General features: G+C 40.9%; 22 protein-coding genes. 14 read left to right on the forward strand and 8 right to left on the reverse strand.

Annotated elements, in window-relative coordinates; genetic code table 11:
- Positions 1–24: 24 nt before the first annotated feature.
- Complete coding sequence (locus tag JWR87_RS01875) at positions 25–1,710, reverse strand: thiamine pyrophosphate-dependent enzyme (RefSeq protein WP_297814859.1); 1,686 nt, start codon at positions 1,708–1,710, stop codon at positions 25–27.
- 280 nt (positions 1,711–1,990) lie between these two features.
- Positions 1,991–3,637 (reverse strand): ABC transporter substrate-binding protein, encoded by a 1,647-nt coding sequence (locus tag JWR87_RS01880; protein ID WP_297814860.1) that lies wholly within the window; start codon positions 3,635–3,637, stop codon positions 1,991–1,993.
- A 375-nt stretch (positions 3,638–4,012) separates the two neighbouring features.
- Between JWR87_RS01880 and JWR87_RS01885 the strand changes: the two genes are divergently transcribed.
- The 4 genes from JWR87_RS01885 to JWR87_RS01900 all read left to right on the forward strand — a co-directional run bounded on the left by JWR87_RS01885 (position 4,013) and on the right by JWR87_RS01900 (position 7,070).
- Positions 4,013–5,065: a fatty acid desaturase gene (locus JWR87_RS01885; RefSeq protein WP_297814861.1), complete on the forward strand. Its 1,053-nt coding sequence runs from the start codon at positions 4,013–4,015 to the stop codon at positions 5,063–5,065.
- A gap of 315 nt (positions 5,066–5,380) precedes the next feature.
- Positions 5,381–5,536 carry a hypothetical protein gene (locus JWR87_RS01890; RefSeq protein WP_297814862.1) on the forward strand — a complete coding sequence of 52 codons (156 nt, stop codon included), beginning with the start codon at positions 5,381–5,383 and terminating at the stop codon, positions 5,534–5,536.
- Between the two features lie 461 nt (positions 5,537–5,997).
- Entirely contained in the window at positions 5,998–6,471 is a 474-nt protein-coding gene (locus tag JWR87_RS01895; RefSeq protein ID WP_297814863.1) for a GAF domain-containing protein, read from the forward strand.
- A 110-nt stretch (positions 6,472–6,581) separates the two neighbouring features.
- A complete protein-coding gene (locus JWR87_RS01900; protein ID WP_297814864.1) occupies positions 6,582–7,070 on the forward strand; it encodes a GNAT family N-acetyltransferase in 489 nt (162 codons plus the stop codon).
- A gap of 59 nt (positions 7,071–7,129) precedes the next feature.
- Here JWR87_RS01900 and JWR87_RS01905 read toward each other — a convergent pair whose 3' ends face one another.
- The 6 genes from JWR87_RS01905 to JWR87_RS01930 all read right to left on the reverse strand — a co-directional run bounded on the left by JWR87_RS01905 (position 7,130) and on the right by JWR87_RS01930 (position 9,998).
- On the reverse strand, positions 7,130–7,750 hold the full coding sequence (locus tag JWR87_RS01905) for a SprT-like domain-containing protein (protein ID WP_297814865.1): 621 nt from the start codon (positions 7,748–7,750) through the stop codon (positions 7,130–7,132).
- Positions 7,743–8,135, reverse strand: coding sequence for a hypothetical protein (locus JWR87_RS01910; RefSeq protein ID WP_297814866.1), 393 nt, complete (start codon positions 8,133–8,135; stop codon positions 7,743–7,745). Before JWR87_RS01910 ends, JWR87_RS01905 begins: the two co-directional genes overlap by 8 nt.
- A 1-nt stretch (position 8,136) precedes the next feature.
- Entirely contained in the window at positions 8,137–8,349 is a 213-nt protein-coding gene (locus JWR87_RS01915; protein ID WP_297814867.1) for an AtpZ/AtpI family protein, read from the reverse strand.
- A 198-nt stretch (positions 8,350–8,547) separates the two neighbouring features.
- Complete coding sequence (locus tag JWR87_RS01920; RefSeq protein ID WP_297814868.1) at positions 8,548–8,763, reverse strand: GDCCVxC domain-containing (seleno)protein; 216 nt, start codon at positions 8,761–8,763, stop codon at positions 8,548–8,550.
- On the reverse strand, positions 8,764–9,381 hold the full coding sequence (gene merTP, locus JWR87_RS01925; protein WP_297814869.1) for a mercuric transport protein MerTP: 618 nt from the start codon (positions 9,379–9,381) through the stop codon (positions 8,764–8,766).
- Between the two features lie 221 nt (positions 9,382–9,602).
- Positions 9,603–9,998 (reverse strand): hypothetical protein, encoded by a 396-nt coding sequence (locus tag JWR87_RS01930; RefSeq protein WP_297814870.1) that lies wholly within the window; start codon positions 9,996–9,998, stop codon positions 9,603–9,605.
- A 141-nt stretch (positions 9,999–10,139) separates the two neighbouring features.
- Here JWR87_RS01930 and bamD point away from each other — a divergent pair, with 141 nt between their 5' ends.
- From bamD to JWR87_RS01980, 10 genes are all read left to right on the forward strand, one after another.
- On the forward strand, positions 10,140–13,457 hold the full coding sequence (bamD, locus tag JWR87_RS01935; RefSeq protein ID WP_297814871.1) for an outer membrane protein assembly factor BamD: 3,318 nt from the start codon (positions 10,140–10,142) through the stop codon (positions 13,455–13,457).
- A gap of 83 nt (positions 13,458–13,540) precedes the next feature.
- The gene (locus JWR87_RS01940; RefSeq protein ID WP_297814872.1) at positions 13,541–16,063 is read left to right on the forward strand and encodes a transglycosylase domain-containing protein; all 2,523 of its coding nucleotides are present in this window, start codon (positions 13,541–13,543) and stop codon (positions 16,061–16,063) included.
- 218 nt (positions 16,064–16,281) lie between these two features.
- Positions 16,282–17,028 carry a DUF72 domain-containing protein gene (locus tag JWR87_RS01945; RefSeq protein ID WP_297814873.1) on the forward strand — a complete coding sequence of 249 codons (747 nt, stop codon included), beginning with the start codon at positions 16,282–16,284 and terminating at the stop codon, positions 17,026–17,028.
- A 287-nt stretch (positions 17,029–17,315) separates the two neighbouring features.
- On the forward strand, positions 17,316–18,773 hold the full coding sequence (locus JWR87_RS01950) for a CoA-acylating methylmalonate-semialdehyde dehydrogenase (protein ID WP_297814874.1): 1,458 nt from the start codon (positions 17,316–17,318) through the stop codon (positions 18,771–18,773).
- Positions 18,774–18,813: 40 nt separating this feature from the next.
- Positions 18,814–18,981 carry an ORF6N domain-containing protein gene (locus JWR87_RS01955; RefSeq protein WP_297814875.1) on the forward strand — a complete coding sequence of 56 codons (168 nt, stop codon included), beginning with the start codon at positions 18,814–18,816 and terminating at the stop codon, positions 18,979–18,981.
- A 63-nt stretch (positions 18,982–19,044) separates the two neighbouring features.
- Positions 19,045–19,218, forward strand: a complete 174-nt coding sequence (locus JWR87_RS01960) for a hypothetical protein (protein WP_297814877.1) — start codon at positions 19,045–19,047, stop codon at positions 19,216–19,218.
- Between the two features lie 69 nt (positions 19,219–19,287).
- Positions 19,288–19,851, forward strand: coding sequence for an ORF6N domain-containing protein (locus tag JWR87_RS01965; protein ID WP_297814879.1), 564 nt, complete (start codon positions 19,288–19,290; stop codon positions 19,849–19,851).
- Positions 19,852–19,926: 75 nt separating this feature from the next.
- Positions 19,927–21,270: an aminotransferase class III-fold pyridoxal phosphate-dependent enzyme gene (locus JWR87_RS01970; RefSeq protein ID WP_297814881.1), complete on the forward strand. Its 1,344-nt coding sequence runs from the start codon at positions 19,927–19,929 to the stop codon at positions 21,268–21,270.
- 54 nt (positions 21,271–21,324) lie between these two features.
- Entirely contained in the window at positions 21,325–21,744 is a 420-nt protein-coding gene (locus JWR87_RS01975) for a GxxExxY protein (RefSeq protein ID WP_297814883.1), read from the forward strand.
- Between the two features lie 44 nt (positions 21,745–21,788).
- Positions 21,789–23,315, forward strand: coding sequence for an NCS1 family nucleobase:cation symporter-1 (locus JWR87_RS01980; RefSeq protein WP_297814886.1), 1,527 nt, complete (start codon positions 21,789–21,791; stop codon positions 23,313–23,315).
- The last annotated feature ends 135 nt before the right edge of the window (positions 23,316–23,450 follow it).

The following is a 23,450-nucleotide window of genomic DNA, read 5'->3' on the forward strand; positions in this document are numbered from 1 at the left end:
CTATACAGACAATGAAGTCTGGGGTTATGCCTCTAGTTTCTCAGGTGAAGCTGGTTCTGCGTAAGGATCTACATCCACTTCAATTACGCAAGGCCTTTTAGAAGCAAATGCCCTCGTTAACACTGCGGGCAAATCTGCAGGGTCAGTGCATTTGTATCCTTCTGCCCCACAGGCCTCGGCAATTTTTGCAAAGTCTATCGGAAGTAAGTCTATACCATACCGTTTACCTCCAATCTCTTCCTGCTCCCATAGATCCATCGCCAGGATGTTATTTTTAAATATGATGACTTTAATGGGAAGATTGTATAAAACTGCCGTTGCCATTTCGCCCATCAACATGGTAAAACCTCCATCTCCCACCATAGCAATACATTGTCGGCCTGGATAGGCGAGTTGCGCAGCAATCGCGTACGGTAGCCCTGGTCCCATGCTGGCGAGATTACCGCAAACAGTGATTTGTTGCTTTGATTTTATCGCTAAATGACGGGCAGTAAAAACGGTATGTGCACCTGTGTCAATTGAAATATGGGCATCGTCTTTTATTAATTTGCTAACCTGTGAAACAAGGAAAGGAGGTTTTATAGGGGTGGCCCCGTCGCTCTCCAGTTTTGCCATTTTTTGTTTCCATTCAATCATTCTTTGTTGAGCAAGCGAAAGAAAACTTCTGTCGCTGTGTTGTTCTATTTTAGGCAACAATGCTTTTAAGGTGGCCTTTACATCGCCGGCCAGTCCTACTTCAACAGGATAACGCAGACCTATGCGGGTAGGATCATTATCTATTTGTATCCCTTTTGTGTGTTCGGCCTTTGGATAGTATTGAAGGTAGGGCATATTAGTACCTAGCATCAACAACGTATTACATTCCTGCAGCCCCTGGTTAGATGGTGATGTGCCAAGGTGACCAGTACCACCCGTAGTAAAGGGAGAATCGTCGGGCAAGAGAGCTTTACCTAATAAAGCTTTGGCAACAGGAGCCCCCAGTTTATCTGCAAGCGCTTCTACTTCGGCTCGTGCACCCAAAGCTCCCCGTCCCGCCAGAATCATAATTTTGGAACTATTGTTAAGCAGTGCTGCTGCCTGTTCCAGTTCATCATCTGCAGGTACCTGCACCCGTGAAAAAAAAGTGGAGGAGCCGGTTAAGTGGCCTCCTTTTTTAGAATGTTTATCCTCACTCAACAGCATCATTTGCGTGTCTGTAGCAATGGCAAGATGTGAAAGGCCGGGAGTGGTAAGCGCACCCCGACAGGCAAGGTCTACAACAGTTTGGGCATGTACCGGACCAGTGATCAGCTGGCTGTATACCGCGATATCCTTTAACACGGCCAAGGTATCAACTTCCTGGATAAACCTGGTTCCCATTAAATCGTGAGGAACTACGCCGGTAATAGCCAAAACAGATGCGCCTTCCATTGCCGCATCGTATAATCCATTCATGAGGTGAACAGCCCCTGGTCCGTTGGTGCCAAGGCACACGCCTAGTCTGCCAGTACATTTTGCATAGCCACTTGCCATAAAGGCGGCAGCTTCTTCATGCCGCACAGTTATCAGCCGTATCTTGTCTTTCCTTTTCCTTAGTGCTTCGAAGATGGGGTTGATCCCATCACCGACAAGTGAAAAGATAAGTTCGACCTTCCAGGCAATGAGTTTATCAACCACGATATCTGAGGTATTATCTGTAGAAGCATACACCTTGCTAGTACTACTTTCCATTAGATGAGGCTTTTATTTGTAGAGAATTAAGGCGGGCAGAAGGTTGGGCCTTCCTATTTATCTATTGTTAATGCTTAGCTAACAAAGGTTATGCCCCCTAAGCTACCAGAAAGCCTACATGGAATAAGTAATTTAAACAACAGAAGACTTAGACGCATTTTGAGCAAAGAAAACAAAAGAGCAAAAACCGTTTCTTCGTTGCTCCTTTGCCGGCTACTACCGTGCGTTAACAACAGCACAATAACCTGCTTACAGTATTTCCAGTGGCTTTCCCCACCGACTATTTTTTGTTAGAAATCTTAACCCATCTAAGTTCAAGCAGGTTCAATGCATTAAGTCTTATTCCCTCCACGTTTTTATTAACCAGGTGAACCACCATATCATAATAAAGTGGAACAACAGGGGCATCATCAATTACCAGTTGGTCCATCTCCCTGTATAGTTGATAGCGGACACTGTCGTTATTTTCTAGTAATGCTTGTTCGTACAACTCGTCGAATGCAGGATTTTTATAGCGGGTATAATTTGGCGGAGCGGGATTTTTACTATAAAACATAGACATATAGTTTTCTGCATCAGGGTAATCCGCTATCCAGCTTCCCCTAAAAAAAGATGCTTTCGACTTTGCTGTCTGTTCGAGTAATAAGCTTTTCTGTATGACTTCCACCTGTACTTTAAAGCCTGTTTCCTCCAGTTGCTTCGCAACAAAGCTGCCGATGTCAGCATAAGTTGGTATAGTAAGTAAGGTTATTACCGGTAAGTTGTTACCATTTTCGAATCCAGCTTCTTTTAAAAGTCGTCTTGCCTTCGCAGGATCATATGGATATCCTTTAACCGATTCTGCATTTCGCGAAGGCAACCCCGCAGGCACAAATCCGCCTTCCGCCGCAAATCCTATTGAATTACGCATGTACATCATCAGCTTCTTACGGTTAATAGAGCTGCTGATCGCTTGCCTCACCAATTTTATTTTCAACGGAGAACTTGTCACTATCGCATTTTTTTCGTCGACCAGTATGCCCAGGTATTCGGTGTTTAAATAAGCGTGCTTCTTTAATACTATTTTTCCCTGCCAGTCTTTTCGCAGCTCTCCGGCTTTCGTCAGCACTTCATCCTTAAACGAAGGATCTATATCATTTAAAAAGCTAAGCTGGCCCTGTTGAAAAGCTAAAAATTCGGTTGCCCTGCTATCTAAAAAAGAAATTTTTACGGCATCTAAATATGGCAAAACTGCTCCCTGAGTATCTTTTTCAAAGTACTGAGGATTTTTGTGGAGCACCAAAGCCTGCCCTTCGTCCCAAAACCCAAACTGGAAAGGACCTGTTCCACATGGATGACTTCTGAAGTCCTTACCATACTTTTCAACTACCTCGCGTGGTATGATGCTACAATAGGGCATTGTTAAAATACCCAAAATAGGATGAAAAGGACGGATCAACTTTACCTGGAAAGTGGAGTCGTTCAGGGCGGTGAATGGATGAAGGCTGTCTACCCGGTTGTTAAAAATCCACGCGCCACTACTTGCGGTAGCTTTATTGATAATGCGTCCAAGACTATAAGCTATGTCGGCAGCTACAAGTCTTCTACCCTTTCCATTCAAGAAAGCTTCACTATCGTGGAAATAAACATCATTTCTTAAATGAAAAGTATAGATCAATCTATTATCATTGACCTCCCACCTCAGTGCAAGTGAAGGAACAATATTCAGATTGCTGTCAGTTTCAACCAGGGTATTATAAAGCTGATGACTCGTCCAAATTGTTGCCTGGCTTTTGGCAAAAGCAGGATCCAATGTTGAAACCCCTTCATTAATGTTAAATGAAAAAACCTGGCGGTTATCGTTGTTACCACTGACACAAGCTGAAAGCAGGAAACAAAAGATAATAACTGTATGAAGAATTTTGTGGGTATGGGTGGAGATGTTCAAAAAACTAAATTTTTCCTTATTACTATTTAGAAACTGCACGGATAGAAATATATGCATTCATAACACAGCCGAAACTACTATAAATATTTGCTTCAACATCCTCACCCCTTCATTCAGCAATAGTTTTACCCTTTCGATACATCTTCTTTTTACAGACCAATGCTCCCATTTAATTCTCGCTGCAAAACCGCCAAAAACTAACCGCAGCCCTATTCCACGCTTATTAGTTTGCTGCAATTACTTGTAAATGTAAACCCTATTTTCCCCTATTTTTGTAACCGTGGGGGAGTTCAATAACAAAAGATTAGCGCGCATAAGGTTACTGGTTGGTCAGAAAAAGGTAGCTTGAATTATTATTAAATATCAATACGAGTAATGCCATTATTAGACTACATCTTAGAAGAACCATCTTATGGATGGAAAAATAGCAACGGAGATTTAGTGAAGCCTACACCAGGTCAAATCATGAAGGAGTTTTTTTCAAGACTAAACATCTTCAAAACCAGAAAGAACTGGTTACCCTTTTTAAGTTGGTTAACCGTGTTTTGCCTGGCTCCATTTCTTTTTGTTTTTATTTTTAAATACTTTACCTGGCCTCGTTTCGCTGCTGCCTTTGTGTACAGTATGATCATTATGGGTACACATGGTACTATCTGGCATCACCGGTATTGTACGCACAGAGCTTATAAATTCCGCAACAATTTTTGGCGTTTCTTCACCCAAAATCTTACGCTGAAAGCAATACCAGAAGAGATTTACGCACTTTCTCATCATGTCCATCATGCTAAGTCTGATCAGCCGGGCGATCCTTACAACGCAAATGCTGGTTTTTTATATTGCTTTCTTGCCGATGTAAATCATCAGCCTATTAACAGAAATCTTTCCGAAACTGATTATAACAGAGCCCTTGTTCTAATGAAACATACAGGGGTTCATCCAAATACTTATGCCCAATACCTAAAGTGGGGTTCTGTTGCAAACCCATGGCGTACCCTTGCAGGCGTTGCCCTTAATTGGGCCTTTTGGTATCTTGTTTTTTACCTTGTTGGTGGGCACGGTTTGGCTTGTGCACTTTTTGGTGGTGCCGGAGTTTGGGCAGTTGGTGTCCGCACTTTTAATTACGAAGGTCACGGAAAAGGGCAAGACAAACGTACCGAAGGCATTGATTATAACAGGAACGATATGTCGATTAACCAACTTTGGCCAGGTATTGTAGCCGGAGAATGGCACAACAACCACCACTTGTATCCTAAAAGCGCACGTTCTGGTTTTAAGCCTTACCAAATCGACTTTGCCTGGTATTACATCAAGTTTATGAGTATGATCGGTGCCGTCTCTTTTTACAGAGATTCCAAAAAACAGTTCTATAAAGATCATCACGAGCCATACATCAATACCAAGAAAGAAAAAATTGTATCAACGAACTAATTAAAATAAAAAAAACCTGAAGCAAAAACTTCAGGTTTTTTTTGCCCCGGCTTTTTCAAATATCATTTAGCACTTGTTGCGACGCTCCATTCAAGTTCCGATTCTTCATTTGGCTGGTTCACAATTTGCTTTTTAGGTTACATTAAATCCTATTCGACCGTCAGAATGAAGCAATAGTCATTGGTGACCCAATTTTTTGAGAAACAAACTTAATTGGACCTGTTGTATGCTCAATAAAAAAAAGAGCCATTGCTACCTCCCTTCCGTTTAAAACCCCGCTAACTTTTACTTAGGTAAAAGAATAGTAGCAACAATATGAATACCTCCATTCTTCTCAATCATATTTTCAGGCGCCGCACTACTAATGCTGCCGGCAACCACATGATGAGTGGCACCGTACTCGGTTTGTCTTTATTCTCCGGGTTTACCAATGTCTCTACCGTTCCTGCCAAAAGCTTACTGAATGCTTGATTTGTGGGCGCAAACAGTAAAGGGTCCGGCACTTTATGGTGCTTCTACTAAACCGGCTGCGTTAACAGCTGCAACCAGGGTTGCAGGATCTTTACTATTTACCACGTTTTCAACGATATTTCTTACGGATACGTTGCTGCTCCACCAACCATCATTGTTTTTTCAGATTGTGCAAATACTGCACCTGCAATCAATAACATCAACGCTAATGTTATCCCTTTTTTTCAGCGCTAAACCCTTTCATTTCTAGTATTGTAACTGTTTGAAGTATTTGCGCCATAATATTACAGGCAGCTGTTAACTAGCCTGATTATATAAAAAAACACTCTTATTTACCCTTTCAATTGTCCAATGCATTACTGTTTGGCGTACCATTGAAATTGATTAAAGCTCGATAAACATGCCCGTCTAATTAATTCCCTGTAGTCTCTTTAATTTATCTTTACAACAGAAATAAGACTATGGCAGAAGATCTGACTATCACAAAAGGAAGCAAAGAAGAGCAGTATCAAGCACTCCTGCCGCAGATGCGCGCCTTATTAACCGGAGAAACGGACCTGGTAGCAAACCTGGCAAATGTAACAGCAGCATTAAAAGAGCAGTTTAATTGGCTTTGGGTAGGCTTTTATGTAGTAAAAGGTGATGAACTTGTACTTGGGCCTTTCCAGGGACCTGTCGCTTGTACCCGAATAAGAAAAGGTAGAGGTGTGTGCGGCACCGCGTGGCAACAAGTAAAAACGCTGATTGTGCCAGACGTAGAAAAGTTTCCTGGTCATATAGCCTGCAGTAGTTTATCAAAGTCTGAAATTGTTGTACCTGTTATAAAAGCCGATGAGGTAGTAGCAGTGCTTGATGTAGATAGCGAAGCGTACAATTTGTTTGACGAGGTGGATAAAAAATATCTTGAGGAGATAGTAACTCTTATAAAATTCTAGTTCTTATTTCAACAGAAACGGCACATATTACCCGGCCTTTTTAGAATAAAAACCATATTAAGTTGGTCTAACAAACAAAAGCAAAGCACAACCTTTAGCTTTGCAGGCTTATGGAAAATGAGATCTTAATAAGAAAGATTGAGTTAAAGGATAACGCCGGGATAGCCACTATCATTCGTTCAAGCCTTGCTGAATTTGGTGCTAATAAACCCGGAACGGTTTTCTTCGATAATACTACCGATCATCTTTTTGAAATGTTTCAAGAGCCCGGCAGCATTTATTATGTTGCAGAACAAGACGGCAAAGTATTAGGCGGAGCTGGGGTTTATCCTTCAAAAGATTTGCCACCGCAAACATGCGAACTGGTTAAAATGTATTTACACCCCGCAGCAAGAGGCAAAGGCTTAGGAAAACTGTTGATAACTAGATCTCTTGAATTTGCAAAAGGATACGGCTACCTACAGGTTTATATTGAAACAATGCCCGAACTTAAAAAAGCGGTAAGTATTTATGAGAAATTTGGTTTTGATTATCTGAACGGTCCTTTAGGCAACACCGGCCACTTTGGTTGTGATGTATGGATGCTGAAGAAGTTATAAATGGTTAAATTATTGAACGGTTGTTACAGGAATCGTAAAAGCGGATAACCATTGAAGCACTAATCAATCAACTCAACCTCGAAAACAGGACTAAATAAATACACTTTTTTCGTTCCCAATTCTTCGCAACGGTATCTCTTTCTCAGCTTTTCACCTTTCTTAAAAACCCGTCCATCTTTCATTTTAAATAAACGGTGTGCCGGAACTTCTTCAACAAGCATTTGACCTTCTGCTTTCGGGTCGTATTTTCTTAAAACCCTCATCAGGCTTTCTTCAGCACAACTACTTGCTCCCGGGTTATGCAAGGTTGCTAATAACTCCTGTTCAATATCAAATGGAAATACTTTGTTTTTTATAAACTGTGCAAGCAGTTGGCCAAACAATGTCTTCCATTCCCTTCCATGCGATTGCACCCGGTTTCCGTATTTTTCAAAAGTCAGCAGGTGGGCAAGCTCATGTAAGAGTGTAATTAAGAATGAAAATGTGTTTAGGTTGCCATTTACACTTATACGATGGTTGCGGTTGTTATGCGCGTTTCTATAGTCACCTAAAATACTTTTTCGCTCACGGGCAACGGTTAAATGCACCTTGTATTGCTGCAAGTACGCAGCTACAGGAAGAAAAGTGTTTGGAGGTAAAAAATCATTAAGTGCCTGCAGCGGATGCTCAGTTTTAGACATTCTTCTTGGCGTTACTCTGTTTTATAACTACTGAAAGCTCTACAAATGTATACACCAGGTATAAACCCATGCAGGCAAACAATGCAGGCTTATTTAAATTTTTACCAGAAACCAAAATATAAATAAAAGCTGCCCCAGCACAGGCAAAAAGTTTAACCATAATGCCGCCATATGCGTTCCTTAAAAAAACCTGTGTTCTTTCAGCATTCAAACCTTTGGTAAGAAGGTGCATAGACACTACCGTAACAAAATAAATAAACAGGTTACCGGCGCTCAGCACTTGCCAGTCGCAACCATGCTGTTCTAAAAAATTTCTGAAAACGAGAATCAGTGCACCTACAATTAAAAATATAGCGACCAGTGGTAATAAACTTTTATTAAACATTTTACTTTTTTGACGTGTCTTTAATTACTTGCCAAATCATGCCTACTAACACCAGGAGAGGCAAAATCCAAACAAGCAAAGGGGTTGAAAACAAGAGCCACTTGTCCAATTTCAATCCGATAAATACAGCAAGGGCAAGGCTAACCATAATCTGCGTAGCCAGCCCCAGGTACTTCATTAATAATTTATTGTTTGCTTTACTTGGGTCTTCCATACTCATATCTTATACTTCTAAACCAAAACGCCAAATTATAGTTCATAAAAAAATTACTGGCAAAACGACAAATGATTTTAAGGGTTTTTTCCTCTCAGGCTTTTTATCTACGCTCAGCGTCGTTGTGTCACTCACTTTTACTGATATTTTCTTTATTGGGCTTTTTTCAAAACTTTAGCAAATTAACAACCATAAGCTTTAAGAGCAGCAGCAAGTTCCCGCCTGTATTGGTGGGCATTTTACTGATGCATAACTGCAAAAAACGCAGCAGTCACCTGCTTTCGGTGTAAGCCGTGTTTTGCAGTTTTTACATTCATAAAAAAACACGCAGGCATCCGTTGGCATTATTTCTTCCTGCTTGTCTCCACAAACAGGACAGGTGATAAGTGTATGCAGGTTTACGGTTTTTTCCATTTAGTCTTTTAATGCTGTTTGTGCCACTACCTGGTAACCAGTCAAATTAATTGCTGCTGCTACACTTTCAATCGTTGTCTTCCGGTTGTCGAACTTTACTATACTTGTTGCTTTTTCATAAGAGGTTTCATAGTTAATAACACCCTTCAGTTTTGCAATCTCACTATTAACTTGTTTTGTACAACCTTCACAGGTCATGCCTTTTATCGTAAACTGTGCTTGCCTGATCTCGGTCTTTTCAGTTATTACCACTTGTACCTGTTGCACCGATGGATAGAAAGCCTTAGAATAATAAGGAAAGGAGATCGCTAATGCGGCAAAAACAGTAACAACACCTAAAAACGTCTTGGATTGAACGAAAGATGTTTTGCCCTCGGTCTCACACCCGCACTCAATTTGCTTTTGCGAACCAAGCTTTTGATACCAGGCAAAAGCAAAAACTAATATTGTTGATGCTATTAAAAACGGTCTGTAAACTTCAATCCATGAAAAGGATGAAGCAAGCCCGCTTGCACCACCTAAAAAAGCTAAAACAGGTGCAATACAACAAAGCGAAGCTGCAATAGCTGTAAGTAACCCGGTAATAAAAGTTGCGCTGGTTTTTGCTGTCCTCATCATATAGAAGGTAGCAAAAATAAAATTTAAACTGTTAGGAATTCAACAATCAGCAAAACAAGGTTTTTGAAGCCTCTTGGTATTATAAAAGAAAGTTCAAAAAATAATAAAAGCCTGCAGATGGTGTACAGTTAAAACGGAGCGTCGCAACAGAAGCACTAATAGAGAACTGAAGATGGTATCCCTCCCACCACATAAGAAGATAAATAAAACCGCCCCAAAAATTATTCTTTAATTGTCGGCTCTTTTGGAACCTTTATAACGGTAGTATCTAATCTGGTACCTACATCCCCTACCAAAACTCTTTTAAAGTTTTGCAGATATTGATCCTTGTACCTCATGCTTTGTTCAAGCGAATCGGCTTTCATTTTTAACACCTGCAACTCCCGTCTCGAATGCTGCGTGCCGTAACCCGGCAAGTATTCTTTCAGAGGCGTAAAAACGATCAGAGCAACTGTGAGGCTAACTAAAATGACGAAAATGCTGCTAAACATGACGTAAACACTTAACCTTGATAATTTGAAAGTAACCACTTCTTCATATGTATCGTCGTTCATAATTACCAGGCGGTAACGGCTGCGAAGTTGGTTGAGTGATGTATTGGCGTGTAGTTTAGCCATAGAGTGATGTAAAAGTTAAAGGTAGCGAATGAGGCGGAAGTCTGCAGGCGGAAAAGAAAATAAATGTACTTTTAAGCACTCAAAAGCCGTTATGGTATTACGGTTTTTAGAAATGCATTGTTAAGAAACTGGCGGTTCGGCTTGCTAAATTCTATCAGTATTCTGGCGGATAAAGCAAAACATTGTAAAAATTATTTCAATACCACCAGATCCATTATTACTATCAATTTTATTAAGCACAGGAACTCATACATGTACACCATTCGTTTTTTAACTACTTCACTAACTTTTTTATTATCGTTTTTGGTGACGATGGCCCAGCCGGGGGCTGAGATTGAAGTTAAAAAACCAAAAAAATATGAAAACCGGAAACTAGCTTCAGAGAAGACGGGGGAGAAAAAATTTACTATTCCAAGAAAGCTTTACCAAAACACCGTTACTCATTATAATTATTATTTTAATGCAAACAACCGTCTCAATGATTTAGTCAACTCGTCAAAAACTGCTTACAAAGACGATTACGCTCAACTACTTCCTTTTTACAACTACACCTTAGAGCAGACTTCGCAGAATAAACAGGAATTAGATTCCATTATATATAAATGTACCGCAGGCATTCTTCTGCACGACCTACGCAATAGCTGGATTGACAATATGTACCTGTTGATGGCGAAAGCCTATTTTTTTAGAAACGATTTGGATTCGGCCGGGCTAACGCTGCAATACCTTAATTTTTCTTATGCCCCCAAAGAGTCGGGTGGGTATGACAAGCCAATCGGAAGCAACGCCAGTAATGAAACAGGAGAATTCAGCATTTCTACTAAAGAAAAAAACAGCATCTGGACTAAACTTACCAGCAGGCCACCAAGCCGTAATGAAAGTTTTATCTGGCAAATAAGAAACCATATTGAGAAGAATGAATTGCCTGAGGCATCCGGAGTTATCGAAATACTTCGACACGATCCCAATTTCCCTAAAAGGTTAGAGACCGACTTGCATGAGGCGATGGCTTATTGGTTTTATAAGCAACAGGCATATGACAGTGCCGGGTCTCATTTAAGTCGTGCTTTAAATGAAGCGGCAAATAACCAGGAAAAAGCACGCTGGGAATTTTTAATTGCCCAGATGTACCAGTTATCAAACAAATACGACGAGGCGATACATTATTATGACAAAAGCATCACACATACGACCGATCCTGTAATGGATGTATATGCCAGGTTAAACTCTATTCGCATAAACCGCAGCGAGAACAAAGATTTTCTGCAGCAAAATATTGATGCTTTATTAAAAATGGCACACCGGGATAAATATGTAAACTATCGCGACATTATTTATTATGCGGCCGCAAACGTTGAGCTGGAAAGAAACAATTATGTAAATGCGAAAAATGATTTGTTGAATAGTGTAAAGTATAGCATCAATAATCCTGCACAAAGAAGCCAGTCTTTTCTCTTATTGGCTGACCTGAATTATGACCTTAAATCTTACGTGGATGCATACAACTACTACGACAGTACAGATCTAAATGTGTTAAGCAGTGATGCAGACAAAGAGCGGGCGACACTAAGAAAACCGCATTTAAAAACTATAGCACAGAATACAACAACCGTAATAATGCAGGATAGCTTACAGGCGCTGGCAAAATTACCCGAAGATCAAAGGGATGCTATTATCAAAAAACAGGTTAAGCTATTGCGTAAAGCGCAAGGTTTAAAAGAAGAAGACACACCTGGAACTAATACAGCAGTAAAACAGGTACCTGATCTTTTTGCAGATAATAATAAATCGACCGATTTTTATTTTTACAACAGCGCTGCAAAAGCAAGAGGCTTTAGTGAATTCAGAGCTCGTTGGGGAGAGCGCCCTAATGTTGATAATTGGAGAAGAAAGTCCGCTCTTGACCGCCAGGTCCAAAGAATGTCGGACGTAGATGATGTACCTGGAAAGGCTGTAGCTGCAGAGCAAGGGGTTTCTGATAATTCTTACGAGGGTTTGCAACAAAACATACCTACAACACCCGAAAAAATAGATGCAAGCAACAAAAGCATTTTAGAAGCTTTATTTTCTTCCGGGCAAACTTTCATGAACAAATTAGAAGAGTATCCTGCTGCGATACTTGTGTTTGAAGATTTATTAAACCGTTTTCCCAATTCAACTTACCACGAAGAAGTTTTATTCAACCTTATTTATGCGTATGAAAAAACGGGTGATAAATTAAAATCGAATCAATATAAGAACAAACTAGTAAGTGCATCCCCTCAAAACAAGTTTGCAAAACTGGTAACTACCCCGCCTGCTAATAAAAACAATGTTCAGGCTGCCCCCGCTACAAAGAAGTACGAACAGATTTACAACTTGTTTATTGAAGGATATTTTGACGAAGCAAAAAATCAAAAAAAGGTGGCCGATAGTGCTTATGGAAATTCTTTTTGGACACCGCAGTTGCTTTTTATAGAATCAATTTATTATATCAAGCAAAAAGAGGATACCACGGCAATAAAGGTGCTAACGGACCTTTCGACCCTTTATAGTAAAGATCCTATGGCAGCAAGAGCCAAAACCATGATTGATGTTTTAAAAAGGAGAAAGGAAATTGAAGACTATCTTACGAAGCTGGAAGTAACACGAAACGAAGACACACCCACCCCTGACAATAGTAATCCTCCGGCTACCACCGTGCCTCCCCCGGCCAGAATTGTAACCACAACGGTACCAACAAAAGATACCACAGCTGCGCCGACAAAAACTGTGACCACAACTACACCAACAAAAGATACCACAACTACAACGGCAAAAACTGTAAACACAACTACACCTACAAAAGATACCACAACTACCCCGGCAAAAACTGTAACCACAACTACACCTGCAAAAGATACCGTACCTACAACGGCTGAAGTTGTAACTACACCTCCGCCAACAAAAGAAACCACGTCCGCACACGCAAGAGATACGAGTCCTACACCGGCGATACGAGATTCGGTTGTGGTAAAAACGGAACCGGCTACCGCACCAGCCGAGCCAAAAGTTAAAAAAGATACCGTCGTTGCCCCTCCTGCAGTTGTAGTTAAAAATTTTAGCTTCGTTGCCACCGAACCGCACTATGTTGTTGTTCTGCTGGATAAGGTGGACCCTGTGTATGCGAGTGAAGCAAGAAATGCCTTCAATCGTTTCAACAAGGAAAAATACTATAATCAAAAAATAGAGATTTCCGGACTGAAACTCAATGACCAATTCAATCTTGTTTTGCAAGGACCTTTTGCCGATGCAAATGCTGCAATCGACTATATTGATAACGTACGGCCAGTTGCAAAAAGCCGCATTCTGCCTTGGCTTACCGCTGAAAAATATAGTTTTTTAGTTATCAGTAATGCCAATCTTAGTGTCTTAAAAGCAGACCAGGATATGGACAGCTATAAACTGTTAATACAGAAAGCTATTCCCGGTAAATTCTAAAATGAAAGTGTAAGTTGTTTTATAGCTTTGCACTCTTTCTTAATCACAACCACCATTAAAGTGGTTATCGATATTATAGTACAATGAAAAATAGTACAAGCAAATCAAAGAATCGAACAAGTAGCTCAGTTAAAGTATTCTGGCGCCTTGTCTTTATTGGCCTTGGCGCTTTTATTCTCCTATTGTTAATGGCTAATTGGGGCGTTTTTGGTAAGATGCCCTCTATCCAGGATCTTGAAAACCCAAGCGCTTCCCTGGCAAGTGAGGTGATTGCTGATGATGGAACAGTAATGGGGAAATATTACCTGGAAGACAGAACCAATGTTGACTTTAAAGATATTAGCAAAAATGTTATTAATGCTTTAGTGGCAACCGAAGATGAGCGCTTTTATAATCACAGCGGCATCGACGGACGGGGACTGGCGAGAGCAGTCGTTCATTTAGGCAGGGACGGAGGTGCAAGTACTATAACCCAGCAGCTTGCTTTTAATTTATTTAATGGTAACCGTGCAAGAAACCCCGTAACACGTGTTATTCAAAAAATAAAAGAATGGATAATAGCTGTAAAGCTCGAGCGAAATTTTACCAAAGACGAAATCATAGCATTATATCTTAACACCGTTCCTTTCAGTGATAATGTGTTCGGCATACGGAACGCATCAAAAACTTTCTTTCAGAAAGACCCCGATGTGTTGAGCATTGAGGAAGCCGCAGTGCTGGTTGGTATGGTAAATGGACCCACTATGTACAATCCACGCCGTAACGCAAAAATGGCACTGGACCGAAGAAATTTGGTTTTAGACAGGATGGTTACGAACGGGTACGTAACACAGAGTCAGGCCACCAATCTAAAGATTAAGCCAATCGTTATTAATTATAAAAAAATGGATGAGACGGCCGGTCTTGCTCCATACTTCCGGATGGTTCTGGGACAGGAAATGAAAAAATGGTGTAAAGAACATCAGAAACAAAATGGCGACAATTACGACCTGTACCGTGATGGTTTAAAGATCTACACTACCATCAATCCACGCATGCAACTATATGCAGAAGAAGCTGTAAGCAAGCATATCAGCTACATGCAGAAGATCCTCAATTCTCAGGGCAATGTGCGCAAAGGTACCGTTTGGAATGGCCGCGACACTATCCTGCTTGCGGCAATGAAAGTTAGCGATCGTTGGAAAAATCTTAAAAGAGATGGCCTTGAAGAAGCGCAGATTAAAAAGACTTTTTACAAGAAGGTGCCTATGAGAGTTTTTGCATGGAACAGCAAAAGGGCAAAAGACACTACCATGACTCCTTTGGACTCAATTAAATACCATCGCCAGATGCTGCAGGCGGGTTTTATGGCCATGGACCCTATAAGCGGCGAGATTAAAGCATGGGTTGGAGGAATAGATTTTAAGACGTTCAAGTTTGATCACGTTAATGTAAATACCAAACGCCAGGTCGGTAGTACTATAAAACCCCTTTTATACAGTCTTGCAATTGAGGAGGCAGGGTTTACACCAAACACAATGGTGCAGGATATACAACAAGACTTCGGTAGCCTTGGCCTTGTACCTAACACCGGCGCTACCTGCACAGGTCGAACCGTTCCAATGGCTAATGCCCTTGCATGGTCAAGAAACTGTGCTTCAGCTTACATTCTAAAACAATTAGGAAACAACGGAAATGATGCCGCTAACCGCTTTTCTGAATTTTTAAAAAGGTGCAACTTTACTTCTAAAATAAATCCTTTCCCTTCCATAGCACTCGGCGCTGTCGAGCTCAGCCTGTATGAAATGATGCAGGGTTATAGCATGTTTCCTGGTCACGGATTCAATGCCAAACCATTATTAATTGCCCGTATCGAGGATAAAAACGGAAACGTTTTAGAAAACTTCCTGCCCGCTCAGCGTAAGGAGGTGATAAATGAAGTAACTGCATATTCTGTTGCATTAATGATGCAGGGAGTTATAAAAAACGGAACGGGTCAAAGTATGGCCGACCAATTCAACCTAACAAGTGAAATTGCCGGTAAAACGGGTACTACCAATGATAATAGTGACGCGTGGTTTGTAGGATATACGCCACAGCTGCTTGCCGGAACATGGGTAGGTTGCGATGACCGTTTCATCAGGTTCAACGGAGACATTGGAGAAGGCTCTTCCGCCGCCCTACCCATTTGGGCTTACTTTTTTAACAAAGCACTTGCCGACAAGACTTTGGGGCTTGATAGAAAAGCAAAGTTCTCAAAGCCTGAAGTAATGAGTAACGATGTAATTTTTGACTACATGAATACCATTAATGCACGTTCAGCTGCACCTGCCCAGGGAGAAGATGTCGGAAATGGTACTTCAGAAGATTATTTAATACCCGACGCGCCTCCCGAGGAAATTGGGGCAGAAAGTGACATTCCCGTAGAAAAAGCAAAGCCCGGACCAACAACTACAACCACAACTCCCGAAGCGACTCCACCGGCCGGAGAGGTTAAAACAGAACCACAAGAAGAAAGGAAAGGCGGCTTCTTTAATAAGTTATTTAAGAAAAAGAAAAATAAGGAAGAAAACAAGCCAGAGCCTCCAAAAGCAATAATGCCCAAAAAAGATGAAAAGGAAAAATGACGGGGCGTTATAGACAATATTTTGTCCCAGGCATTTTATCTTCTTTCGTCGTTTGTTGCGTCGCACACTTGTACTACTTATTATAAGTCGCCAATCAACACAGGTAATTCCCCGGAACTAAAAAAAGCAGATGTTCGAACATTTACTTTTTTTAGTTCCGGCCAGTATCACCAAATGCGAGGTTTCAAAATTGCATCTTTGTCAATAATATTACTAAAATGGCAAAATGGTGGATAGGTTGTTCCGGATTTCATTACAAGCATTGGAAAACTATTTTCTATCCTGAAAACCTTGCTCAAACCAGATGGTTCGACTATTATAACAACCGGTTCAAAACGCTTGAATTAAATGTGACCTTTTACCGTTTTCCCCGCTTACCTTATTTAGAAAGCTGGTACCAAAAAAGCCCCGACATATTTACATTTTCGGTAAAAGCTCCACGTGCAATTACACATTATCGAAAGTTTGTCAAGGCCGAAAAATATTTGGAAGACTTTTACGGTACAGTTCGCGAAGGCCTAAAAGACAAACTTGGATGCGTATTGTTTCAGATGCCTGAAGTAATTGCGTACAAAGAACAAAAACTCCAACAAATCATAGAAAGCCTTGATCCCACATTTATCAATGTACTCGAATTCAGAAATGAAACATGGTGGAACCAGGAAGTTTACAACAAATTAGCACGCCATAACATTACTTTTTGTGGCATGAGTCATCCAGCGTTGCCCAGGCAGGTTATTCATAACACCAACACGCTATATTACAGGTTTCACGGTGTTCCCGATTTGTACAAATCAAAGTATGACCTGCCCATCCTGCAAAGAATTTCTGATGAAATAGAAAGTGACGCGGCAACAAAAGCTGCCTTTATTTATTTCAACAATGACATTGATGGTTCGGCCATAACCAATGCTTTTGAAATGGAAGCGTATGTTGAAAGTTTACAAAGAAGCCATCTGAAATAAAGCAACGTAAACCAACACTGGCGGAAGCATAATTACTAACAACAAAGAAAATCAGAGTAGTCTCTTTAGTGTCTCCTATCTGCTGCATATGGAGTCTACATATTAGTTTCGTAAGATATTGCCGACATGTTTTAATTTGCCCTACAGCTGTTGTAATCAGTACCATAGAAACCCTGGTTTCTTACCAAAAAGACAAGCAAGAACGCGTTTAGATATTTATCATTTCTCAAATTAATTTATATTTAGTGTTCGCACCTTCTAATACTAAAACCCCTATTCCTTCTACCATGAAATACCCCACTCTTAGAAATTATATAAACGGCCAATTTATTGCTTCAAAATCTACACGTTCACTACAGGTAATCTCTCCCATTGATGGCACCCGGCTTACCGAAGTGCCCATGTGTACTGCAGATGATTTAAATGATGCGGTTGAAGCAGCAAGAACAGCATTTCATAAATGGAGCAAAACACCCATCAAAGAAAGAGTACAGGTTTTTTTCCGTTACAAATTTTTGCTCGAAAAGCATTTACAGGAGTTAGCAACAATATGCTCTGAAGAAAATGGAAAAACCATAAGTGAGGCAGTTGCCGAAATTGAAAAATGTATCGAACTGACAGAGTTTGCATGTTCACTACCTCAAATAATTACAGGCGAAGTCTTAGAAGTTAGCAAGGGTATCGAGTGTAGAACAGAGCATGTGCCGCTCGGCGTTGTTGCTTCAATTGTTCCATTCAACTTTCCAAGCATGGTTCCTAACTGGACCATACCCAATGCCATTGCTTTAGGAAATTGTATGATTATGAAACCCTCAGAAAAAGTTCCCATAAGCTGTGGAAGAATTGCTGAACTGCTGAAAGAAGCTGGCCTACCTGATGGAGTGTTTAATATCGTACATGGCGACGTAGAAATAGTGGAAGCAATTTGTGATCATCCCGGAATTGAAGCGGTATCATTCGTTGGATCAACTAAAGTTGCAAAAATTGTTTATCAAAGAGCTACTAAAAGTTATAAAAGATGTTTGGCATTAGGTGGTGCAAAAAATCATTTAATGGTAATGCCCGACGCAATACCAGGAATGACTGCCCAAAATGTGGCTGCAAGTATGAGTGGATGTGCAGGGCAGCGATGTATGGCCGCAAGTGCAATGATTGGCGTTGGTAACGTCGATAACATCATCGATAAGATTTGTGATGAGGCGAGAAAGATTATTCCTGGAGAAAACCTCGGAGCAGTAATCAGCCAGGAAAGTAAAGAGCGGATTGAAAAATATATAACTGAAGCTGAACAGCAAGGTGCTAAGATATTGGTAGACGGTCGCGGGGTAAAAGTTAACGGCAAAGAGAAGGGAACGTACGTAGGCCCAACAGTAATTGATTTTGTAAAGCCTGACATGGCTGTTGCCACGGAAGAAATTTTTGGACCGGTTATAAGCATTATGCGAACCAATACAGTTGACGAAGCCCTTGCTATTGAAAACGCAAACCCTTATGGAAATGCAGCATCAGTATTTACTCAAAATGGAGGTGTTGCGCGCTACATAATTGAAAGAGCAAGTGCAGGTATGGTGGGCGTAAATGTGGGTGTTCCTGTACCTCGTGAGCCTTTTAGTTTTGGCGGATGGAATGAAAGCAAGTTCGGTGTTGGCGATATAACAGGTAAAAGCTCCATTGAGTTTTGGACGAAGTTGAAGAAAAGTACAATTAAGTGGAATCCGGAGGCTGGGGTTAATTGGATGAGTTGATAACGTAAAGCGTAACAGCAAATGCTTTCCTAAAGACTTCTTGTTACAACTTAGAAAAGAAGAATATGAGTTTTTGAGGCTTCAAATCGAAATAAATGAAAAATCTATGTCTTCACAAATTGTGATTACATACTCAAATCGTCGACCAAATGCGTCTTTATCATATGCATTCACAGAGCAGGGAGTTGCAATGCTAGCGGCATTCTAAATTCAAACAAAGCGATCAACATGGACATGCGATCATGCGTGCTTTTGTAGAATTCAGAAGAATTTGCTGCAGGAGAGTGACTTGAAAGTGCAGCTAAATCAAATTAGAGAAAGATTAGGTGAGCATGATGCGCAACTCAACGGCATTTATGAAGCCATAGAAAACCTGCTGGACGATAAGGCAGATAAGCAAATAGCAAGGGATCGTAAGCGGATCGGCTTTCGCCCTGATGAATAAAAACAGGGCAGTTTATAGAGATCGCATCTGAATACCGGGATTATTACTTTCAAACATCGTAGTTAAACAATGGCAACTGCTCCCAAACGTAAAACAGCTACTAATGCTGATGAGCAAATCATTAGCAGGATATACTATGTGCGTGATGAAAAGGTGATGTTGGATTATGATCTGGCGGAGTTGTATGAAGTAGAAACAAAAGTGTTTAATCAAGCAGTCAAAAGGAACTCATCCCGTTTCCCTGAAGACTTCATGTTTCGCCTTACTCAAAAAGAATGGAATATGATGCGGTCACAAATTGTGACCGCATCATCCCAAATAATTAAAAGGAATACCTCAATTACTCCATTCGCCTTCACCGAACATGGTGTAACCATGCTGGCAAGTGTACTAAAAAGTGAGCGAGCCATAAAGATGAGCATTGCTGTAGTACGTGCCTTTATAGAACTTAAAAGATCTGCATCACAATTCAAGGAACTTTCGGAACAATTAGAATTAATTAAGCAACATCTTGGCGAACACGACGCACAACTTAACGGCATCTATGAAGCTATAGAAAATTTGCTGGATGATAAAGGAGAAAAGCAACTAACGAAGGATAGGAAGCGGATTGGCTTTCGCCCTGATGAATAAGAAATAATAGTACAAGAGTGCGACGCAAGGATGTTTAATATATGTTCTGTCGCCAGGTACATAAAAAATAAAAAAATGAGCACAAAAGCATTATCACAATCACAAGAGATTATCCAGGACAACCAGGATTACACACTTTTTTCATGGAGAAAGCAAAAAGGTTCTAATCCTATTGCGGTGGAACGCGGCGAAGGCGTTTACCTGTATGATTATGACGGCAAGCGTTACATTGATTTCTCCAGTGGATTGATGAATGTAAATATTGGTCATGGTGACCAGCGGGTAACGCAGGCGGTGGTAAAACAAATGCAGGAAGTGTCTTATGTTACGCCGTCATGTGTTACAAAAGTGCGGGGTGAATTAGGGAAAAAACTAGCGGAGATTTGCCCGGGTGATTTGAACAAAGCATTCTTCACTTTATGCGGCGCAACCTCTATCGAGAATGCAATCAAGCTTGCACGTTTGTATACTGGCAGACACAAAATTTTAAGTCGTTATCAATCTTATCATGGTTCATCCAATGGGGCAATGACCGCTAGTGGTGATCCACGTAAACTGCCGGTTGATAGCCAACAGGCACCGAATTTTGTTCACTTCGATCTGCCTTATGAATACCGCTGGGAATATGGCAAAGAGAATTTATTAAAAGATGCAGTTGCGTCATTAGAACGCTTGATTGCTTATGAAGGTCCGGCTAATATTGCAGCTATTTTATTGGAAGGTCAATCAGGTACCTCGGGTTGTTTTTTATATCCGGATGGTTACCTGCAAGCTGTTCGTTCGCTGTGTGATAAGCATGGTATATTGTTAATCATGGACGAAGTAATGAGTGGCTTTGGCCGTACCGGTAAGTGGTTTGCGTTTGAGCATCATGCTATAGTGCCTGATATGATTGCTATGGCTAAAGGGTTGACTTGCGGTTATCTTCCTTTCGGTTGTTTGATGGTGAGTGATAAAATTGCTGCGAAGTATGATGATAATGTGTTGGCGTTAGGTCTTACCTACTCTGCACATCCGGTTTCGTGTGCGGCAGCTTTGGAGGTCTTGAATATTTATGAAGAAGATAACCTGATAGAAAATGCAAAGCTGATGGGCGAATACGTGGATCAGCGTATTGAAGAAATGAAAGCCGTGCATCCTTCTATTGGTGATTGGAGAAACCAGGGATTATTGGGTTGTTTGGAGCTGGTGAAGAACAGGAAGACTAAAGAGCCCTTTGCACCTTTTAATGCAAAGCCGGACGAAATGGTGGTGATGAATAAAGTGGCGGCAAAGATTAAGGAGTTGGGGATGTATACGTTTGTTCGCTGGGGATTTATCTTCGTTGCGCCTCCGTTGATAGTTACTAAAGAGCAGATTGATGAGGGGCTGGCGATTATTGGGGAGGCATTGAAAATTGCAGACGCGGAGGTGGCGTAAATGGAACGCGGATGACGCGGATTAGGCGGATTTACACGGATTAATGCATAGTATATGAAACATGAAAATATTACTGCTGTTATTCTAAAGAGCTTTTATAAAGTGTACAATACGCTTGGTTACGGATTTCTCGAAAAAGTATACCAAAATTCTTTGCTGCTTGAATTAGTCCATCAGGATTTATCTGTGCAAAAACAACGGCAGATCAATGTATTTTATTTAGGTCAGCAAGTGGGAGAATATTATGCTGACTTAATTGTGAATGATGTTGTGATTATAGAATTAAAGGCACATGAATGCATTATTGAAGAACACGAAAATCAGTTGGTCAATTATTTGGAAGCAACTGAAATTGAAGTTGGACTACTTCTAAATTTCGGGCCGAAACCAGAGTTCAAAAGAAAAGTTTTTGAGAATCAAAGAAAACGAATGCTGCCACTAAACGCAGAAAAAAATCTGCTGCCATCCGCTTGATCCGCGTCATCCGCGTTCCATAAAACCCACCCATCAAAAGCTTAATGAAAATATTACCAGACGATAAAAATCACCTAAAGCAATCACAGCTTTACAGCGAAGACCTCGCCCCGGTCCCCATGCACCAACGCACCTGGGGTACATGGAACTATGCGGCGTTGTGGATCAGCATGAGCTTATGTATACCCACTTATATGTTGGCGAGTTCTTTAATCGGAGGCGGCATGAACTGGTGGCAAGCCATCCTCACCATCTTTATCGGCAATACAGTTGTACTCATCCCAATGATCTTAAACGGACATGCAGGCGCTAAATATGGAATACCATTTCCTGTATTTGCACGGGCAAGCTTTGGCGTATCAGGTGCAAACATCCCAGCAATATTAAGAGCCATTGTAGCCTGCGGATGGTTCGGTATACAGGCTTGGATTGGTGGTTATGCCATTTATTTAATGACAAGATTATGGATACCTGCCATTGACAGTCTACCACAAATATTTCCCGCTTCATGGACACTGCAAACAGGACCAGCCATTTGCTTTTTGGTCTTTTGGTTGCTCAACATGTTCGTTGTGTATTTGGGCGTAGACAGCATTAAAAAACTACTTGTTTTTAAAGCATTCTTTTTACCAATTGCAGCGCTTGCATTATTGTTCTGGGCCGTCAGCGCAGGCAATGGATTAGGACCTATCTTAGATCAGCCATCAAAGTTTGCAACCAATGCAGACTTCTGGAATTTCTTCTTTCCTGCCCTTACCGGCATGGTGGGTTTTTGGGCAACCTTATCCCTAAACATTCCCGATTTTACCCGCTATGCAAAAAGTCAAAAAGCTCAAATCAACGGGCAGATAATAGGGCTTGCACCCAGCATGACCTTATTCTCTTTCATAGGTGTAGTGGTCACGTCAGCAACCGTAATTATTTATGGCGAAACCATTTGGGACCCTCTCGTACTTGCCGGAAAATTTGATGGAAAATTATTGGTGAGCATTGCCATGATTGCCGTTGCATTATCAACCTTAGCAACCAATATTGCTGCAAACATTGTTAGTCCGGCCAACGATTTCGCTAACCTTGCCCCGCAAAAAATAAACTTTAGAACAGGTGGTTATATCACCGGTATCATCGGCATTCTCATCTTTCCGTGGAAATTGATTGCTGACCCCAACGGATATATTTTTACATGGCTTGTAGGTTATTCAAGTTTGCTCGGCCCTATCGGCGGCATCATGATCGCAGACTATTATTTCATTCGCAAACAGCGCCTGAATGTCGATCACCTGTATCGCCTAAAAGGAAAATATACCTATAGCAAAGGTTTCAACAACAAAGCAATTGTCGCATTATTGTTAGGCATACTTCCAAATGTTCCTGGCTTTTTGGTTACGGTACAATTGGTCGCCAAAGATGCCTTCTGGCCGTGGGTGTCCGACATCTATCACTATGCATGGTTCGCCGGATTTATCGTTAGTGCAGTTATTTATTTTATACTAATGAAGCCAAACAAAACAAAGAATAATGATAAAGGATACGATTTAAAAAATATTGAATTGAGATCGGTACAGGGATGATACGGGCAAGAGAAAATTTTTAAAAGAAAATTGGAACGCGGATGGCGCGGATTAGGCGGATCTACACGGATTAAATAAGGACGTTATTATCAACTATGAACATAAACAACAAATCCTTTAAATCCGTTCCATCCG

It is taken from the genome of Segetibacter sp. (assembly GCF_025963695.1).
Lineage (GTDB): Bacteria > Bacteroidota > Bacteroidia > Chitinophagales > Chitinophagaceae > Segetibacter.

Excerpts from the sequence above, each read along its gene's own strand:
- JWR87_RS01875 (WP_297814859.1), bottom strand. The coding sequence starts at position 1,710 with ATGGAAAGTAGTACTAGCAAGGTGTATGCTTCTACAGATAATACCTCA.
- JWR87_RS01885 (WP_297814861.1), top strand. The coding sequence starts at position 4,013 with ATGCCATTATTAGACTACATCTTAGAAGAACCATCTTATGGATGGAAA.
- JWR87_RS01890 (WP_297814862.1), top strand. The coding sequence starts at position 5,381 with ATGAATACCTCCATTCTTCTCAATCATATTTTCAGGCGCCGCACTACT.
- JWR87_RS01895 (WP_297814863.1), top strand. The coding sequence starts at position 5,998 with ATGGCAGAAGATCTGACTATCACAAAAGGAAGCAAAGAAGAGCAGTAT.
- JWR87_RS01900 (WP_297814864.1), top strand. The coding sequence starts at position 6,582 with ATGGAAAATGAGATCTTAATAAGAAAGATTGAGTTAAAGGATAACGCC.
- JWR87_RS01905 (WP_297814865.1), bottom strand. The coding sequence starts at position 7,750 with ATGTCTAAAACTGAGCATCCGCTGCAGGCACTTAATGATTTTTTACCT.
- JWR87_RS01910 (WP_297814866.1), bottom strand. The coding sequence starts at position 8,135 with ATGTTTAATAAAAGTTTATTACCACTGGTCGCTATATTTTTAATTGTA.
- JWR87_RS01915 (WP_297814867.1), bottom strand. The coding sequence starts at position 8,349 with ATGGAAGACCCAAGTAAAGCAAACAATAAATTATTAATGAAGTACCTG.
- JWR87_RS01920 (WP_297814868.1), bottom strand. The coding sequence starts at position 8,763 with ATGGAAAAAACCGTAAACCTGCATACACTTATCACCTGTCCTGTTTGT.
- merTP (WP_297814869.1), bottom strand. The coding sequence starts at position 9,381 with ATGATGAGGACAGCAAAAACCAGCGCAACTTTTATTACCGGGTTACTT.
- JWR87_RS01930 (WP_297814870.1), bottom strand. The coding sequence starts at position 9,998 with ATGGCTAAACTACACGCCAATACATCACTCAACCAACTTCGCAGCCGT.
- JWR87_RS01940 (WP_297814872.1), top strand. The coding sequence starts at position 13,541 with ATGAAAAATAGTACAAGCAAATCAAAGAATCGAACAAGTAGCTCAGTT.
- JWR87_RS01945 (WP_297814873.1), top strand. The coding sequence starts at position 16,282 with ATGGCAAAATGGTGGATAGGTTGTTCCGGATTTCATTACAAGCATTGG.
- JWR87_RS01950 (WP_297814874.1), top strand. The coding sequence starts at position 17,316 with ATGAAATACCCCACTCTTAGAAATTATATAAACGGCCAATTTATTGCT.
- JWR87_RS01965 (WP_297814879.1), top strand. The coding sequence starts at position 19,288 with ATGGCAACTGCTCCCAAACGTAAAACAGCTACTAATGCTGATGAGCAA.
- JWR87_RS01970 (WP_297814881.1), top strand. The coding sequence starts at position 19,927 with ATGAGCACAAAAGCATTATCACAATCACAAGAGATTATCCAGGACAAC.
- JWR87_RS01975 (WP_297814883.1), top strand. The coding sequence starts at position 21,325 with ATGAAACATGAAAATATTACTGCTGTTATTCTAAAGAGCTTTTATAAA.
- JWR87_RS01980 (WP_297814886.1), top strand. The coding sequence starts at position 21,789 with ATGAAAATATTACCAGACGATAAAAATCACCTAAAGCAATCACAGCTT.